Origin of the sequence: Streptomyces sp. NPDC048825, from assembly GCF_043198355.1 — a bacterium.
GTDB lineage: Bacteria > Actinomycetota > Actinomycetes > Streptomycetales > Streptomycetaceae > Streptomyces > Streptomyces xiangluensis.
Genome location: NZ_JBICUR010000007.1, coordinates 376,565 through 392,332, shown reverse-complemented (window position 1 = coordinate 392,332; position 15,768 = coordinate 376,565). Strand labels below are relative to the sequence as shown.

The window sequence follows — 15,768 nt, the reverse complement described above, 5'->3', positions numbered from 1 at the left end:
GTTTGTGAGAACCACACGGGAGTGAAGGGGGAAGAGTCCGTCGCCGTCCCTATTCCTTGGGCGGCGGTTGGACGAGAAGGGTGTCGTCGGGGCGGTGGGTGACGTGCAGGCCCGCTTTCCGGAAGATCTCGGTGAGGGCGATGTCCATCGCGTGGTGGATGCCCGCGATCTCCATACGGCCGGCCAGGCCTGGCTCGGCGGCATGCGTGATCGCGGTGGGGCGCAGGACGTCGCCGGCTTCCCACCACACCTCGACCGTCTCCTCGTCCTGTTTGCGGATCTGCAGGCCGCTGTCGCCGGCGGGGTGGGGGTCGAATCCTGCGCGCAGGAGCGCTTCGCGCACCCGCTGCAGAGTTTCGCTCATGCGGCGGCGGGCGGGGCGAGGGAGGCGGAGCTGACGACGCTCAGACCGACGCCCAGGCTTTCGCACAGCCGGCGGGTGCGGGCCAGGGCGCTCAGGGATGCCGGTGAGGGGGTGGCGGTGGGCAGCTGGAGGCGCAGCGTCCGGGGGCGGTGTGTGATGAGAAGTTGCTCGATGTGTACGGCGGCCGCGGCGCGGTTGTGGACTTCGAGGTCCTGTACGAGGTGCACATGCAGGACGCCGTTCTCGAACGCGTGCTGGATGAGCATGATCCCTCCACGACGTGATACCTGAGCACTACACCCACCAGCATGCCCACGATCGGCCCGGACTGCGCGCCTGCGGGGACGGGAGCCGTGCGCACTGCGGCCGCCCTGGAGGAGAGCCTGCAGGGCACCGGTCTGACCCTGCCGTGCTTGGCCTTCGCGAAAGGAGGCTCGGCTCGGGTGGGGGTCATTCTTCGCTGGGGGTGCGGATGGCGAGGATGGCGATGTCGTCGTGGCCGTCGCTGGGGTGGTGGTCGGCGAGGGCGTGGACCAGGGCGTCCAGTGGCTGGGTGGCGTGCGCGGCGGCGAGATCGGCCAGGGCGTTCAGGCGGTCGTCGATGGGATGGTCCGGGTGTTCGACAAGGCCGTCGGAGAACAGCAGCACGATGGCGCCCGGCGGCAGCTCGTGGGTGTGGTCGGGGCGGTGGATGTCGGGGTCGACGCCCAGGGGGATGCCCGGCTCCGCATGCAGGTATCGGGCGGATCCATCGGGGGTCAGGATCAGCGGCGGGAGGTGGCCGGCGGTGCTCCAGTGGAGCGTCCAGCCGTCGGCGGTGGGCTCGATCCTGACCAGGCATGCGGTGGTGACCGGCAGGTCGGTGATGGCGTGGACGGTGCGGTCGAGCTGGGTCAGCACCTCACTGGGCGGGGTCTGGCGGTCGTAGAGCAGGGCGCGGAGCATGTTGCGGGCCTGGGCCATGGCGGCGGCCGCGTGCAGGTCGTGGCCGACGACGTCGCCGATGACGGCCGCGCAGGCACGGTCGGGCAGGACGACGGCGTCGTACCAGTCGCCGCCGACGCTGGCCGGCTCGGCCGCGGTGCGGTAGACCGCGGCGCCGGAGAACGGCGTCAGGTCCGGCAGGGTCGGCAGCAGCAGCCGCTGGAACTGTTCGGCGCTGTCACGCATGTAACCGAACAGGCGGGCGTTCTCGATGGCGATCCCGGCGGCTCCCGCCAAAGCGCGCACGATGGCCTCGTCGTCCTCGTCGAACGGCCGGCCGTCCCTGCGCTCGGAGAGGTAGAGGTCACCGTAGATCTCGCCGCGGACGGTGATCGCGACGCCCAGCAGCGTGCGCATGGGCGGGTGGCCGGGCGGGAATCCGACCGAGGCCGGGTGCGAGGGGATGTCCTCCACGCGCAGTGGCTCGGGATGGTGGATCAGGTGACCCAGGACGCCGCGGCCGTGCGGGAAGTCGATTCCCGCGAGCGCGGCCCGTTCCTCCTCGGTGAGGCCGGCAGTGATGAACTGCTCCAAGTGATCTCCGGAAGGGGCCAGGACGCCGAGTGCGCCGTAACGCGCCCCGGCCAGGTCCATGGCGGTGGTGACGATCCGGTGCAGCACCGCCGGCAGGTCCAGATCCCCGCCGATGGCCAGCACCGCCGACAGCAGCCCCTGCAACCGGTCCTTCGCCCGAGCCAGCGCCCGCAGCTGCTGCGCGATCCCCTCCAACTGCTCGTCCAGCTTCAGCCCAAGCCCGGGCAGACGCGTCTCGCTCGGTGTGCCGCTCGGTTCCTCGTCGGAGTTCACAACGCCCTCTCGCTCTCATCCCTCACCGCCCACGCTACGCACGACACCGTCACCCCGCCGGGAGCACACACCGAACCGGCCGGCCGCCGCTTCCCTCCCCCGGCGCCTGCCCGAGAAGACGGGGCGCATCCAGAACCAGCCGGTACTTTGCCGCAGACCTGGAGGAACAGGACGTTTCTGCCGCCGCTCCGCTTTCTCTTCGCCCTGCGCGTTTGAACCGGGCGTGTGCGGCAAGGCGTGCACGGTCAAGGGCTCTTCCCTTGCGCCTCGCGCTCTTCAATCCCCCCGTGGAGCGCGGGCGTGCCGGGTCCCTGCCGCGTCGGCGCGGCAGGGACCCGGCTGTTTCCCATCCCCGTCTTCGGCACTGAGGTTGCTCTTGGTTGTCTGCAGGGGTGTCTCCCCGATCGGGCTGCCGCGATCGTGAGGTCCGGGGCAGCTCGAACGTTCACGTCACGGCGGTTTGCGGTTACGCGCCCGGCATGGCACCTCTATGGCAGCGCAAGCGCGACGAACAGCAGCGCGAGAGGCGACCCCAGGGACGCCGGCCGTGGAGGCGGCGAGGGGCCTCGGCCTAGCGGGCAGGGTCCGACTCCTCCGGCCCGGCTGCCGCCCGCGTCTAGAACCGCACCGCGGCGTCTCCTCCGGTCGGCACCACCTCTCTCTGCGGGCTGCGCGGGGCGGGCACGGCCCGGGCCGGGGCGGTCAGGTCCAGGTCGAGGCTGCTGTTCATGTCCAGCTCGAACCGGCCGTAGGGGTTCACGTGCGTCCAGAACAGCGGGGACAGGGCCCGCCGGTCGGCGTCGGTGAGCATGTCGGCCCACTTCTGGTCGGCGAGGACCTGCTGGATCAGCAGCGTGTTGACGTGCACGAGGGCGGACTGGAGCAGGTGCAGGGCGAGCATGGACACCTCCTGGGACTCCTTGTCCGACCCGGCCAGGTCGCCGTCCTTGCCGTAGAAGAGGTCCTTGTTCGCGCTGTTCCAGTTCTCCACCACCTGCAGACCCTCGTGGATCTCCTGCCGGAGTTCGGCGTCGGCGAGGTAGTCGCAGACGAACGCCGTGCGTACCGCCCGCCCGAGTTCCTCGATCGCCTGGTAGGTGGGGTGCTTGGGTCCGCCGCGGGTGAAGCGGCGCAGGACCTGCTCGGCCTCGGCGGTGCCCAGGCGCAGGGCGGTGGTGTACTTCACGATCTGGTCGTACTGCTGGCGGATCAGGTCCCAGTTGATCGTCTTGGTCGACAGCACCGGCGCGAGGTTGGGCCAGTTGTCGTCCTCACCGGCGGCCGGCCGGTACAGCTTCGCGGAGCCGATGTTCTTCAGCCGCGGCATCAGCTTGAAGTCGAGCATGTGGGCGAAGGCGAAGCCGACGATGGACGCGCCGTGGGTATCGGTGTACTGCCGGTCGACCTCCATGTCGGTGCAGTGTCGCAGCACGCCCTCGATCATCGAGGCGACCTCGGAGGCGGAGCAGGACTTGAGCTGGGAGTAGATGCACACCGACTTCCGCTCGACGTGCCAGTAGATCATCACGCCGGGGCCGCGGTAACGCTGGTGCCACTCGGTCATCAGGTTGCTGGACCAGGCCCCGAACTTGCGGCTGTCGGAGGCGCACGCGGTGCCGGTGCCCCACCACATCTCGTCCCGGGCGGCGAAGGTGGCGTTCACCAGCTTGCGCAAGGCGGCGCGCATGTTGGCCCGGTTGATGAACAGGTGCCGCACCCGGCGCAGCGTCGCCTCGGACTCGCCGTGCTTGCCGGTGACCGCGACCCGCTTGATGCCCATGTTGGTGCCCAGACCGAACAGCACCAGCAGCAGCCGGCGCCGCAGTACGTCCCTGGACAGGTTCTCTCTGGTGGCGACCGAGGTGAACTCGGCGATGAAGCCGGTGTCGAACTCGGCGTACTTCAGGATGTCCAGCAGGTCGATGGTGCCCCAGCGCCGCTCGATCTCCGCCTTGACGGCGACCAGGGACTCCGGCTCCTCCTGCTTGCCGCGCGGGGAGACCCTGATCCACGGCTCGCCGTGCTTCTTGACGATCGCGACCCCGCCCGTGGTGCCCTCGGCCAGAGCCTGCTCGAAGCGGTCCAACGAGGTGCGGAGCTTGGCCTTCAAGGCGGTGATGAACTCACCCGCGTCCTGCGGCTGGCCCAGGGCCGCGTAGTGGACATCCCGGTTGTCCTCGAAGTCGGCGGGCAGGTCGTCCTCCGGGTTGCGCCACCGGCTCGCGCCCACCACCCAGATCTCCCGCCGGCGCAGCGCGTCCCGCAGGGATACAAGCACGCACAGCTCATACGGGATGCGCTCGACCCGGCCCTTGTCGTCCACCACCGCCGCCCGCCACTGCTCGGGCACCACCCCGTCCAGCGGCACCGTCTCCGCCGCATCGAAGAACGCGCCCTCCTTCAACGGCTGCCCCAGATACCGCCTCAGCAGGTCGATCGCGTCCATCACCGGCCGGTAGGCGGTGTTGTTGCACTTCAGCTCCAGCGCCTTGAGCAGCGGCGACAGCATCCGCCGCCAGTGCGCCGAGTACGAGGAGCGCAGCACGGTGCGGACCCGGGCCTTGTACCGGGCCTCGTTCGCCGCGGCCTCCGCCGCGAGGGCCTTCAGTGTCTTCTCACCACCGACCACCGGGAAGATCACCCGCCGCACCGTGCCGGACGGCTCCGACAGGGCCGCCTCCGCGACCCGCAGCAGCATCGCCTCCTTGCCCCGGACCTTCTTCAGCTCCGCCCCCAGCTCCTTGTCGACCTTCCGCTCCGCCCGCGTGTTGATCTTCAGCACGAGCTGGATGAACAGGTCCACCAGCGAGTCGGTGATCTCCGTCTGGCGCACGTGGCACAGCGTGGCCAGCAGTGTCAGGCGCCGTGGCGGCTTCATCCGCTCCAGGTTCGCCGGGTACTCCTTCGACGCCCGCGCCCTCCAGGCGGCCACGAGCTTCTCCGACACGTCCGCGAACAGGTCCGCGGGCAGCTCCAGGCGCCGCACCCGCTCCAGCTTGTTCACCTCGGCCAGCAGGCTCTCCAGACCCGGAGCGCCGGGGTCGGTCTTCAGCTCGGTGAAGTGCGACCGCCCGCCCCCGACCGCGGCGCCGTCGCCGTCGACGCCCTGCTCGGTTCCGTCGCCCGTGATCAGGTCCTCCAGCCGCGAGCGCGTCGCGTGGCTGAGCCGGTCCAACGTGCTGCGGCAGAACCGCTTCTCGAAGTCCTTGACCGCCTTGCCGACCAGCCGCCGAACCTGCCCGGGCGCCGGCGGCTCGACGTGGTCGTTGCGGCACCGGGCCACCACCGCGGCCGCCAGCCGGTCCCGCGACAGCTCCACCGGACACAGCTCGGTCGCCAGCCACGCGGCCAGCCGGTCCTGGTCCTCCTCGGTGTTCGCCCGGAACCCATACGCCGCCCGGATCTCGCCCCGATGCCGCTGGATCGCCTTGCTCTGCCAGTCGTACTCCGCCCACGCCCCGGCCGGGACCTTCACCTGCTGCGCCACGTACTCCACCGCGGCGGACGGCACCTCCCTGGCCGACTCCGGGAACCGGGCCTCCGCCTCGAAAAACTTCAGCAACAGCGCGAAGCCGAGCCGGGTCGCCCCGGACTTGTTCCGCACCCGCTTCATGTCGTCTTCCAGCAGCGTCCAGACCTCGATCAGGTCCTCCGGCTTCCAGTCCTGCCGCACCCGTACTCCTCCACCCCGACCGAGATCACTCGTTCGGCTCAACGAGGCGGCCAGTCAGGAGAAACGAGGACCGGGCAATCACACAGCGCTACATGTCCGTTCGCCGTAGCTATACGAGAACAGGGCCATGTAGGTGAGGGCGGCGGTGTAGGCGGACAGGTGGAAGACGTCGTCGGCGAGCAGTGGCAGCACGGTGCGTTCCTGGCCGAGCATGCCGCCGACCAGGGCGTTGACCGCGACGAGCAGGGTGAACTGGGCGAGGTTCGCGCGCAGTCCGAGCCGTATGCCGCCGGCGGTGGCGGTTGGGGGTCTCCCCTGTTCGAGCGGAGTCGAGAACTCGGGGGAGGTCATGCGTCTGCCTCCAGCGTGCGGCCGGTGGCCTTGGCCCAGTCACCCGGTCCGCCGTCCAGGACGGCGAGGTCGTGGTGTCCGGCACGGGCTAGGAGGCTGGCGGCGGTCATGGCGCGCTCGCCGTGCCCGCAGGCGACCACGGCCCCGGGCGGTGCTTCGTCGGCATGTCCGGCGAGGTCGCCGAGTTCGAGGTGGACCGCGTCCGCGATGTGCCCGGCGACGTGCTCGGCCCGCTGCCGGATGTCGAGGACCGGACGGTTGGCGATGCGGTCGGCGGTGAGCAGGTCGATGCTCTGCTGCTCTCCACCGTCTGCCTGCCAGGCGGTCATGTCCAGGTGTCCGGCCAGCCGCTCGTATCCGATCTTCAGGGCCTGCCAGGTGAGTTCGGCCAGGTCCTGGCCGGGAGCGGTGACGAAGACGAGGGGGGCGTCGTCGGACAGCAGCCAGCCGAGCCAGGTGGCGAACTGGTCGCGCAGCGGGATAGAGATCGCTCCGAGGATGTGGCCGTGGGCGAAGTCCGTGACGGGCCGCACGTCGATGATCTGGGCGCCCTGGCCCAGCAGTTGACGGGTCTCGGCGGTCGAGAGCGCGGTGAGGGTGGGAGTGGTGCCGAGGACCGCGGGGCCGCGCCGGTTGATCTCGCCCAGGCGGTCGAAGTAGGCGGGGTAGGAGCCGAGGCTGCCCAGCAACTGCCGTACGAAGGTGTCCTCATCCCGTACGGCGAGCAGGGGATTGGCCCGCTTCTGGGTGCCGATGGTGGTGGTGCGTTCGGCGTCGGGCGGGGCGGAGCAGAAGGATCCGGCGCCGTGGGTGGGCCACACGGCGGTCGCGTCCGGCAGCTGGGCCAGGCGCCGCAGTGAGTGGTGCTGGGCGCGGGCGAGTTCGTCGGCGCGCTCGGCGCCGAGCAGGTCGGTGCGGGCGGCGGAGCCGACGATGAGGGATCCGCCGGTGAAGACGCCCAGCTCTCGTGTGCCGTCCAGCAGGAGGAAGGACAGGTGCTCGTCGGTGTGGCCGGGTGTGGCCAGGGCCCGCAGTGTCAGCCCGCCCAGATCAGTCTCGTCGCCGTCGGAGATTGCTGTGTGCGGGAAGGAGCGGTGTGCGGCTGCGGAGGCCAGGACAGTCGCGCCGTCGTCGGCGGCGAGCTGGAGCGCACCCGTGAGGAAGTCGGCATGCAGGTGGGTGTCGGCGGCGTACGCGATGCTCAGCCCGCGCCGCTCGGCGGGCAGCGCGCAGGGCGCGCAGATCCCGGCTCGCGTCCACCGCCAGGGCGCGTCCGTCTCCCAGGTCGACGAGGTAGGCGCTGTTGCCCAGCCCCTCGTCGACCAGCGGTGTGAGGTGATCGTCTGCGAAGCCCATCAGGTCCTCCTGGTGTCACGGTAGGCGCTGGGTGGTCACAGCGCCCGCACACGGATACACTATTCCATGGATTAATGGAGGATGACATGGCGGAGACCACCAGGGCCGGTGCGAAGGCGCGGCTGTACGACGCGTTCGCGGCCAGCGGCAAGGCGCTGGCCAGCGGAAAGCGTCTGGAGTTGCTGGATCTGCTCGCGCAGGGCGAGCGGACCGTGGACGCGCTGGCGAAGGCGGCCGGCCTGAACCTGACGACGGCCTCGGCTCACCTGCAGACGCTCAAGCAGGCGGGGTTCGTCGCCACGCGCCGTGAGGGCGTTCGCATCCACTATCGGCTGGCCGGGGACGATGTGGCGCAGCTGTTCGCGCTGTTGCGCAAGGTCGCCGAGGCACACCAGGCCGCGGTCCCTGCCGCCCGGGACGCCTACCTCGGTTCCGACGACGCGGTGGAGGTCACCCGAAATCAGCTGCGCGCCCGGGTGGAGACCGGTGACGCGGTGGTGCTGGACGTACGGCCGGTGGAGGAGTACATGGCCGGACACATCCCCGGCGCCGTCTCCATCCCGGTGGAGGAGCTGGCCGGGCGGATCAACGAGCTGCCCGAGGACGCGGAGATCGTCGTCTACTGCCGCGGCGAGTACTGCGTGCTCGCGTACGACGCGGTGCGGCTGCTGACCGACCGCGGCCGCAGGGCGATCCGGCTGAACGACGGCATGCTGGAGTGGCGCCTGGCCGAGATGCCTGTACACGCGGGGGAGTTGGCATGACCGGCTGTCTCCCGCCGCATCCTGGGCTGGTCGGCGGGCCGGTCTATCTGGACTACAACGCCACCACCCCGGTGGACCCGAGGGTGGCCGAGGCCATCCACCCATATCTGGCCGACTGGTTCGGCAACCCCTCCAGCAGCCACCCCTACGCGGCAGCGCCGAAGCACGCCCTGGCCCGCGCCCGTGCTCAGGTCGCCGCACTCATCGGCGCGGAGGCGGGAGAGATCGTCTTCACCGGCTCCGGCTCCGAGGCCGACAACCTCGCCCTCCGCGGCGCCGTACTGACCGCCAAGAACGACCTCCCCCATGTGATCACCCAGGTCACCGAGCACCCGGCCATCCTGGAGACCTGCCGCGCCCTGGAACGCCTCCACGGCACCGAGGTGACGTACCTGCCCGTGGATGGCGACGGCCTGGTCGACCCGGCGGCGCTCGCCGCCGCCCTCAGCGAGCGCACCGTCCTGGTCTCGGTCATGGCCGCGAACAACGAGACCGGCGCCCTCCAGCCCATCGCCGAACTGGCCCGCATCACCCGCGCCCACGGGGCGCTCTTCCACAGCGACACCGCCCAGGCAGCCGGGAAAGTCCCCCTGAACGTACGAGAGTTGGGCGTCGACCTGCTGACGGTCGTCGGCCACAAGATGTACGCACCGAAGGGCATCGCCGCCCTGTACGTCCGCCAGGGACTAGCCCTAGAACCGCTCGTCTACGGCGGAGGGCAGGAGCACGGCCTGCGCGCCGGTACGGAGAACGTCGCGCTCGCCGTCGCGCTGGGCACGGCCGCCGAACTCGCCACCGCGGAACTCGCCGACGGGACACCGGGCCGTATCGCGGTACTTCGGGACTGCCTGCACCGGTGCCTGGCCGACGCCCTGCCCGGCCGCGTCCACCTCAACGGACCCAGCACGGGACGCCTGCCCAACACGCTGAACGTCAGCATCGACGGCGCGCTCGGGCACGAACTCCTCTCCGCCGCACCCGGCCTCGCGGCCTCCACCGGCTCGGCCTGTCACAGCGGCACCCACACCCCCTCGCCCGTCCTGACCGCCATGGGCCTCGATGCAGACCGCGCGCTCGGGGCTCTGCGGCTGTCCCTGGGCCGCTGGAGCACGCTTGAGGACATCGAGACGGCGGTAACCGCGCTGCTCAAGGCGGCTGCCGCACTGTGAGAACGGGGCCGTCGGCCCCTACGTGAGTCATCCAAGCCGCCCAGTAGATCCCTGAGCAGCAGATCCACGGGGATGGGTTCTTGACGCCGGCGCCGCCGGCCCCATCGACTGCTGGCCATATTCGTGAACAGCTCGCACCCAGAGCCGAGAGCCCAGAGGCCAGAGCGGGGATTCGCTCCCGCGTCTGATGGTGGGCCGTCCTGGGGCCGGCGGCGGCCAGAGGCAGAGATCGGCCTGTCTAGAAGCCCGCGCGTTCCTGGAGCACGGCGCGCTCGGCGGGGTTGGCGGTCAGTTCCAGCGCGAGCCGGTCCTCGGCGCGCGCCTGGTCGGGGTGGCCCAGTGCGCGCAGCAGGTCGGCGCGGGTGGCGTGGAACAGGTAGTAGCGATCGAGCTCCGTGGCGAGGTCGTCCACCTCCGCCAGCGCGGCCTGCGAGCCCTGTTTGTAGCGGAGGGCGATGGCCCGGTGCAGCCGCGTGACGGGGGAGGGGGCGAGGTGCAGCAGCATGTCGTACAGCAGCACGATCTGCTCCCAGTCGGTGTCCTCCCAGCGCGCGGCTTCCGCATGGCAGGCCACGATGGCGGCCTGGAGCTGGTACGGGCCCGGGTGCTGCCGCCTGATGGCGCGGGTCAGCAGGGCCGCGGCCGCCGTGATCGCTTCGTGGTCCCACTGGGAGCGGTCCTGGTCCTCAAGCCGCACCAGCGTGCCCTCGGGGGTGAAGCGGGCGGCGGTCCGGGCGCGGTGCAGCCGGATCAGCGCCAGCAGTCCGGCCACCTCGGGCTCGGTCGGCATCAGCCGGTGCAGCAGGGCGGCCAGCCACTCGGCGTCGTCGGCGAGGTCGTGCGACTGCGCCTGCTCGGCGGTGGAGAGGTAGCCCTCGTTGAACAGCAGGTAAATCACAGCGAGGACCTGGGAGAGGCGGGTGCCCAGCTCTTCGTCGTCGGGAACGCGGTAGGGGATCCCGGCCTTGGTGATCTTCTGCTTGGCGCGGGTGATGCGCTGCGCCACGGTGGACTCCCGCACCAAGAAGGCGCGGGCGATCTGCGCGGTGGTCAGACCGCACACCACCCGCAGGGTGAGGGCGATCTGCGCCTCCTGCGTCAGCGCCGGATGGCAGCAGGTGAAGACCAGCCGCAACCGCTCGTCCGGCTCCGCCCCCTCGCCCTCGTCCGGCGGCCACTGCAACTGCTGCAACTTGCGCCGGTAGTTCTCCTGACGCCGCAGCAGGTCGAGCCCGCGCCGCCGGGCCACCGTGAACAGCCAGGCGTCGGGCCGCTCCGGGATCCCGTCCACCGGCCAGTGCTTCAGCGCCACCAGCACGGCGTCCTGCACCAGGTCCTCCGCGGCGGAGAAGTCGCCGGTCACCTGGATCAGCGAAGCGGCCAGCCGGCCCGCGTGCTCCCGGACCACGCGGGCCAGCCGCTCGTGCGACTCGGTCGCTCCGTAGGACGGCGCCGTCACGTGTCCCTCACTTCATCGGGCCGATCTCTACGGGGCGGATCTCCACCACCGGGCAACCGGGCCAGGTGCGCACCATGCGAAGCGCCTCATCGAGGTCGGCGACCTCGATCTCGGAGTATCCGCTGACGACCTCCTTGCCCTCGACGAACGGCCCATCGACCACGACCGGCTCCCCGCTCTCCAGCCGAACGGTCGTCGCCGTCTCCGCATCCCGCAGCTTCTGACCGCCCGTGATCTTGCCGGCGTGAACGGTGAACCACTCGTTGACCCGCTCGAAGGCCCGTGCCCGCTCGGCCGGGCCCATCGCCTGCAACTCCCGGGCGAATTCCTCGGTCTCGACGAACAGCAACACGTACTTCATCAGGCGCCTCCCTGCCCCATCATGGCGGCCATCCGCCGCTCCATCTCCTCGGGCGCCACGTCCTCCACATGCGTGGCCACGGTCCACCAGTGCCCGTACGGGTCCACGATGGATCCGTCCCGGTCCCCATAGAACTGATCCTCCGGCGCCCGCTTGAGAGTGGCCCCCAGCTCCACGGCGCGTGCGACGACCGCGTCCACGTCCTCGACGTAGACGAACAGGAAGGCCGGGCTGCCGGGCAGGCCGCCGGCGGGCGGGGCCTCGGTCCCCAGCATGGGCGAGGCGTCCTCGACGATGACGACCGAGTCCCCGATCTCGATCTCGGCGTGCACGACGGTCCCGCCCGGCCCCGGGAACCTCATCCGCTCAGTGGCCCCGAACACCTCGCCGTAGAACTCGAGCGCCTTGGCGGCGCCCTGGACGACCAGGCAGGGGGTGACCCTTCGGTAGGCGTCGGGGATCGGCTTGAGGGCGGCTGTCGGTGACATGGGCTCGTCTCCTTCGCTGGCTGTTACGCAGGGCCAGACGTGGCCCTGCTACCTAGAAGACGACTGGCGGGCCGGTGGATACGACAGGCACACCGAGTGGATTGTCATAGTCCGCGCGCACCCGAGATCCGCCGAGCCCCCCTCCCCGCAGGGCCGCGACGCGGTGCTCGGCGAACCCGGGGGCAGAGCCCTGTCCCGCCACCTCGCCGACGCATACGGTGTGTGCGTCGACGGAGTGGACTACGCGGCGGCCAACACCGCCCTCGTCCAAGGGGCCGCCCAAGCCGCCGGTCTCGCCGTACGAGTGCTCTTCACCACCGGAGACGCCAAGCAACTGCGTACCGAAGCGGCGGGGGATGCGCTCGCCTATCACCTCGACCCCCTGTTCCGACGCGCCTGATCCGCAGGCAGCCGAGCGGTCGGTGCATGGAGCTCGGACGATGCCCGAACGGCCGGGCGCCCGGAGTCCCGCGCCCCTGCACAGAGGCGCACCTACTTCTTCCGCGCCACGTAGACGGTGTTGGTCGCCGTGCCGCCCTGGAGCGGGTTGGCGAAGTCGACGACGTGGGCTTCCGGCGCGGCGAAGCACTCCGCGAGTGTGGAGGTGAACTGCTCGTCCGGCCGGTCGTTGGACCACAGGGCGAAGACCCCGTCGGGGCGGAGGTGATCGGCGAGGGCCCGGAGCCCCGACGACTGGTAGAGCGCCGCGTGGCGTGGATTCAGTACGTGGCGCGGCGAGTGGTCGATGTCCAGCAGGACGGCGTGGAAGCGGCGGCCCGGTGACTGCGGATCGAGACCGCGGGGATCGCCGACCGCTGCGAAGAAGTCGTCTTGCACCAGTCGGCAGCGGGGGTCCGATGCCAGTCGGGCGCCAAGCGGTACCAAGTGGCGCTCGTGCCATTCGATCACCTCACCGAGCGCCTAGACCACGATCAGCGACCGGACACGGGGGTCGTCCAGGGCGGCCTGTGCGGTGTAGCCGAGGCCGAGCCCGCCCACCGCGATGTCGAGATCGGCATCGGGTAGCTGTGCCAGCCCGAGTCGGGCGAGCGCGACCTCTCCCGCGGTGAAGAGGCTGGACATCAGGAACTCGTCCCCGAGCTTCACCTCGTACACATCGTCGCCCGATGCCGGGTCGCGCCGACGTCGAAGACTGATGTCTCCGAGCGGTGTCGGGCGCCAGTCGATCTCTTCGAAGCGCGCGCTCATCCCATGTACCTCTTTCGCCTGCCGCGCTTGGGTGCGCCGTCCGCCATGGCTCAAGCGGCAGCCGGGCTCGCCGTACGGCGACGCCGCATTGCGCAGTCGGCGGTCGTACCTGGCTCAGGCATCGATGATGACGGGGATGATCAAGGGCTTGCGGCGGTAGGTCCTGAACGCCCAGGACGCCACCGCGCGGGCGATGAGCTGTTCGAGCTGGTGCGCGTCGCCGACGCCTTCCTCGGCTGCGGTGGCCAAGGTCTTCTCGATCACCGGAATGACCGGTTCGAAAGTGGCGTCGTCGTGGACGAATCCGCGCGCCAGGAAGTCGGGGGCTTCGGCGAGAGCGCCGGTGTCGGCGTCGACAAGCGCAACCACTGTCACCACGCCTTCGGCGGCGAGGGTGAGGCGGTCCTTGAGGGAGGCTTCGGTGGCGCCGCCGACTTCCATGCCGTCCACGTAGACGTTGCCCGCGGGTACCTTGCCGGTGATCGAGGCGCGACCGTCGACGAGGTCGACGACGACACCGTCCTCGGCGATGACCACCCGGTCGGGATCGACGCCGGTACGGATGGCGAGGTCGCCGTTGGCCCGCAGGTGGCGCCATTCGCCGTGTACGGGCATGACGTGGCGGGGCTTGATGATGTTGTAGCAGTAGACGAGTTCACCGGCGCTGGCGTGTCCGGAGACGTGCACCTTGGCGTTGCCCTTGTGGACGACGTGGGCACCCCACCGGGTCAGCCCGTTGATCACCCGGTAGATGGCGTTCTCGTTGCCGGGAATGAGCGAGCTGGCGAGCAGGACCGTGTCGCCCTCGCCGATGCGGATCACATGGTCGCGGTTGGCCATCCGGGACAGGGCGGCCATCGGCTCGCCCTGGGATCCGGTGCACACCATGGTGATCTTGTGGTCCGGCAGCTTCTCCAGTTCCTTCATGCTGACCACCAGGCCACGCGGAACCTTCAGGTAGCCCAGGTCGCGGGCGATGCCCATGTTGCGGACCATGGAGCGGCCTACGAAGGCGACCTTGCGGCCGTGCTGGTGAGCGGCGTCCAGGACCTGCTGGATGCGGTGCACATGGCTGGCGAAGCTGGAGACGATCACGCGGCGTGGCGCGGTGCGCAGGACCTGCTCGATCGCCGGGTTCAACTCGCGCTCGGAGACGGTGAATCCGGGTACTTCGGCGTTGGTGGAGTCGGTGAGGAAGAGGTCGACGCCCTCCTCGCCGAGGCGGGCGAAGGCCCGTAGGTCGGTGATGCGGTCGTCCAGCGGGAACTGGTCCATCTTGAAGTCGCCGGTGTGCAGCACCATCCCGGCACCGGTGCGGATCGCGACCGCGAGGCCGTCCGGGATGGAGTGATTCACCGCCACGAACTCACAGTCGAACGGACCGAACCCACGCCGGTCGCCTTCACGCACCCGCACCGTACGCGGCCGGATGCCGTGTTCCTTGAGCTTGGCCTCAAGGAACGCCAGCGTCAGCTTCGAGCCCACGACGGGGATGTCGGAGCGCTCGCGCAGCAGATACGGCACGCCCCCGATGTGGTCCTCGTGCCCGTGGGTCAGCACCACGGCCACGACATCGTCCAGGCGCTCCCGGATCGAGGTGAAGTCCGGAAGGATCACGTCCACCCCGGGCTGGGTCTCCTCGGGGAACAGCACGCCGCAGTCGACGATGAGCAGTTTGCCGTCGTGCTCGAAGACGGTCATGTTGCGGCCGATCTCACCCAGGCCGCCCAGGGCGACGACCCGCAGCCCTCCCTTGGGTAGTGGCGGGGCGGCTTGCAGCTCTGGATGTGGATGGCTCATGGCGCGACATTACTGGAGAGATGGAAGGGGTGATCCATTACCTGCGCGTTCTCTTCTTGCGCGACGGCAGGTGTCATGCGCAGCGAGTGCCCTGGCTCATCCGGATTACACGGAGGTCCGGGACAGCCTGCGGTGCAGGTGATGTCCCATCTCGGGCACCGCAGGCGTGCTCTGCACCATCCAGACGACCTGCGCTGCAATCCCGTGCTGTCCTACCGTACGGTCGTCGTCGAGGCCGAGTACGGAAATACAGTTCCGGTGGACTCGCTCGCAGCCTGGAGGACCGGATCCTGCCCTCGGCCTTCGCCGAAGCACGCCCCTGAGCCCCCGGAGGGACGCCTCACTCGGCGAGCGCGGCGAGCGTGGCGTCCAGGTCGGTGGCGCGCGGGCGGTTGTGCGGGAGTTTGGCGAGGACGCGCGCCATGCCGCAGGTGTCCGTGAGGGCGGAGAAGACCAGGCCGCCCGCGATGCCCGCGGACAAGAGGCGGGCGCGCGGCCACTGCCGTCCGGCCGCCAGCCCGGCCAGGACGAGCGAACCGGCGGCCAGGCGGACCTGACGTTCCATGGCCCAGACGGCGCGGGCGCCCGCAGGCCGGTGGATGTCGTGACCGAGCTGGGTCCAGGCGCTGGTGCCGCCGGAGAGCGTGGCGGCGGTGATGCCATGCTCGGCGAGCCGTTCGCAGGCCCGGGCGGAACGGGCGCCGGAGGCGCACACGACGAGGAGATCACCGCGGTCGGCGACGCTCCGGAAGGCGGACAGCGCCTGGTCGAGGTGGTCGAGAGGGATGTTGTGGGCGCCTGGCAGATGCCCGGAGGCGTACTCGCCGGGAGTGCGGACGTCGATGACGGTCAACTCGTGCAGGCGGGCGTGGGCCTGTTCCGGGGCGAGGACGGTGGTCACGGTCACGTGGATTTTTCCTCTTCTTTCGAGGGATCGGCCTACAGGTAGGATACCCGTAGGGGTATGGAGATTTAGTGTGCGA

15 protein-coding genes and 1 pseudogene are annotated in these 15,768 nt (G+C 70.2%); 4 read left to right on the top strand and 12 right to left on the bottom strand.

Features of this window, described 5'->3' with window-relative positions; genetic code table 11:
* Positions 1 to 49: 49 nt before the first annotated feature.
* The 6 genes from ACGFNK_RS20240 to ACGFNK_RS20215 form a co-directional block, all read right to left on the bottom strand.
* Positions 50 to 364, bottom strand: a complete 315-nt coding sequence (locus ACGFNK_RS20240) for a hypothetical protein (RefSeq protein WP_393417647.1) — start codon at positions 362 to 364, stop codon at positions 50 to 52.
* The gene (locus ACGFNK_RS20235; protein WP_189947814.1) at positions 361 to 630 is read right to left on the bottom strand and encodes a hypothetical protein; all 270 of its coding nucleotides are present in this window, start codon (positions 628 to 630) and stop codon (positions 361 to 363) included. The genes ACGFNK_RS20240 and ACGFNK_RS20235 overlap by 4 nt, the downstream gene beginning before the upstream one ends.
* Before the next feature lie 184 nt (positions 631 to 814).
* Positions 815 to 2,155, bottom strand: a complete 1,341-nt coding sequence (locus ACGFNK_RS20230; RefSeq protein ID WP_393417645.1) for a PP2C family protein-serine/threonine phosphatase — start codon at positions 2,153 to 2,155, stop codon at positions 815 to 817.
* 616 nt (positions 2,156 to 2,771) lie between these two features.
* Positions 2,772 to 5,828, bottom strand: coding sequence for a Tn3 family transposase (locus ACGFNK_RS20225; protein ID WP_393417643.1), 3,057 nt, complete (start codon positions 5,826 to 5,828; stop codon positions 2,772 to 2,774).
* Positions 5,829 to 5,906: 78 nt separating this feature from the next.
* Positions 5,907 to 6,179, bottom strand: a complete 273-nt coding sequence (locus tag ACGFNK_RS20220; protein WP_393417641.1) for a hypothetical protein — start codon at positions 6,177 to 6,179, stop codon at positions 5,907 to 5,909.
* Positions 6,176 to 7,000 (bottom strand): rhodanese-like domain-containing protein, encoded by an 825-nt coding sequence (locus ACGFNK_RS20215; RefSeq protein WP_393417639.1) that lies wholly within the window; start codon positions 6,998 to 7,000, stop codon positions 6,176 to 6,178. Before ACGFNK_RS20215 ends, ACGFNK_RS20220 begins: the two co-directional genes overlap by 4 nt.
* Before the next feature lie 334 nt (positions 7,001 to 7,334).
* Here ACGFNK_RS20215 and ACGFNK_RS20210 point away from each other — a divergent pair, with 334 nt between their 5' ends.
* From ACGFNK_RS20210 to ACGFNK_RS20200, 3 genes are all read left to right on the top strand, one after another.
* Positions 7,335 to 7,559 (top strand): hypothetical protein, encoded by a 225-nt coding sequence (locus ACGFNK_RS20210; protein ID WP_393417637.1) that lies wholly within the window; start codon positions 7,335 to 7,337, stop codon positions 7,557 to 7,559.
* A gap of 62 nt (positions 7,560 to 7,621) precedes the next feature.
* Positions 7,622 to 8,299: an ArsR/SmtB family transcription factor gene (locus ACGFNK_RS20205; RefSeq protein WP_393417636.1), complete on the top strand. Its 678-nt coding sequence runs from the start codon at positions 7,622 to 7,624 to the stop codon at positions 8,297 to 8,299.
* Positions 8,296 to 9,468: a cysteine desulfurase family protein gene (locus ACGFNK_RS20200; protein WP_393417634.1), complete on the top strand. Its 1,173-nt coding sequence runs from the start codon at positions 8,296 to 8,298 to the stop codon at positions 9,466 to 9,468. The genes ACGFNK_RS20205 and ACGFNK_RS20200 overlap by 4 nt, the downstream gene beginning before the upstream one ends.
* Before the next feature lie 238 nt (positions 9,469 to 9,706).
* Here the strand turns inward: ACGFNK_RS20200 and ACGFNK_RS20195 are convergent, their stop codons facing one another.
* The 3 genes from ACGFNK_RS20195 to ACGFNK_RS20185 are packed head-to-tail and all read right to left on the bottom strand — an operon-like array spanning position 9,707 to position 11,776.
* Positions 9,707 to 10,927, bottom strand: a complete 1,221-nt coding sequence (locus ACGFNK_RS20195; protein WP_393417632.1) for an RNA polymerase sigma factor — start codon at positions 10,925 to 10,927, stop codon at positions 9,707 to 9,709.
* A 7-nt stretch (positions 10,928 to 10,934) separates the two neighbouring features.
* Positions 10,935 to 11,288, bottom strand: a complete 354-nt coding sequence (locus tag ACGFNK_RS20190; protein WP_393417630.1) for a YciI family protein — start codon at positions 11,286 to 11,288, stop codon at positions 10,935 to 10,937.
* Positions 11,288 to 11,776 (bottom strand): VOC family protein, encoded by a 489-nt coding sequence (locus ACGFNK_RS20185; protein ID WP_393417628.1) that lies wholly within the window; start codon positions 11,774 to 11,776, stop codon positions 11,288 to 11,290. The genes ACGFNK_RS20190 and ACGFNK_RS20185 overlap by 1 nt, the downstream gene beginning before the upstream one ends.
* Between ACGFNK_RS20185 and ACGFNK_RS20180 the strand changes: the two genes are divergently transcribed.
* Positions 11,775 to 12,176, top strand: a complete 402-nt coding sequence (locus ACGFNK_RS20180; protein WP_393417626.1) for a hypothetical protein — start codon at positions 11,775 to 11,777, stop codon at positions 12,174 to 12,176. The two genes, ACGFNK_RS20185 and ACGFNK_RS20180, sit on opposite strands and share 2 nt — an antisense overlap.
* A gap of 92 nt (positions 12,177 to 12,268) precedes the next feature.
* On the opposite strand, the pseudogene ACGFNK_RS20175 reads toward ACGFNK_RS20180, so the two are convergent.
* From ACGFNK_RS20175 to ACGFNK_RS20165, 3 genes and pseudogenes are all read right to left on the bottom strand, one after another.
* Positions 12,269 to 12,985, bottom strand: a pseudogene (locus ACGFNK_RS20175) (spermidine synthase).
* Positions 12,986 to 13,099: 114 nt separating this feature from the next.
* Complete coding sequence (locus ACGFNK_RS20170; RefSeq protein ID WP_393417624.1) at positions 13,100 to 14,785, bottom strand: ribonuclease J; 1,686 nt, start codon at positions 14,783 to 14,785, stop codon at positions 13,100 to 13,102.
* A 340-nt stretch (positions 14,786 to 15,125) separates the two neighbouring features.
* A complete protein-coding gene (locus ACGFNK_RS20165) occupies positions 15,126 to 15,692 on the bottom strand; it encodes a rhodanese-like domain-containing protein (protein WP_393417622.1) in 567 nt (188 codons plus the stop codon).
* Between the last annotated feature and the right edge of the window lie 76 nt (positions 15,693 to 15,768).

Bases quoted from the DNA above. Each gene is read 5' to 3' on its own strand.
- ACGFNK_RS20240 (WP_393417647.1), bottom strand. From the start codon at position 364: ATGAGCGAAACTCTGCAGCGGGTGCGCGAAGCGCTCCTGCGCGCAGGA.
- ACGFNK_RS20235 (WP_189947814.1), bottom strand. From the start codon at position 630: ATGCTCATCCAGCACGCGTTCGAGAACGGCGTCCTGCATGTGCACCTC.
- ACGFNK_RS20220 (WP_393417641.1), bottom strand. From the start codon at position 6,179: ATGACCTCCCCCGAGTTCTCGACTCCGCTCGAACAGGGGAGACCCCCA.
- ACGFNK_RS20205 (WP_393417636.1), top strand. From the start codon at position 7,622: ATGGCGGAGACCACCAGGGCCGGTGCGAAGGCGCGGCTGTACGACGCG.
- ACGFNK_RS20200 (WP_393417634.1), top strand. From the start codon at position 8,296: ATGACCGGCTGTCTCCCGCCGCATCCTGGGCTGGTCGGCGGGCCGGTC.
- ACGFNK_RS20190 (WP_393417630.1), bottom strand. From the start codon at position 11,288: ATGAAGTACGTGTTGCTGTTCGTCGAGACCGAGGAATTCGCCCGGGAG.
- ACGFNK_RS20180 (WP_393417626.1), top strand. From the start codon at position 11,775: ATGGGCTCGTCTCCTTCGCTGGCTGTTACGCAGGGCCAGACGTGGCCC.
- ACGFNK_RS20185 (WP_393417628.1), bottom strand. From the start codon at position 11,776: ATGTCACCGACAGCCGCCCTCAAGCCGATCCCCGACGCCTACCGAAGG.
- ACGFNK_RS20170 (WP_393417624.1), bottom strand. From the start codon at position 14,785: ATGAGCCATCCACATCCAGAGCTGCAAGCCGCCCCGCCACTACCCAAG.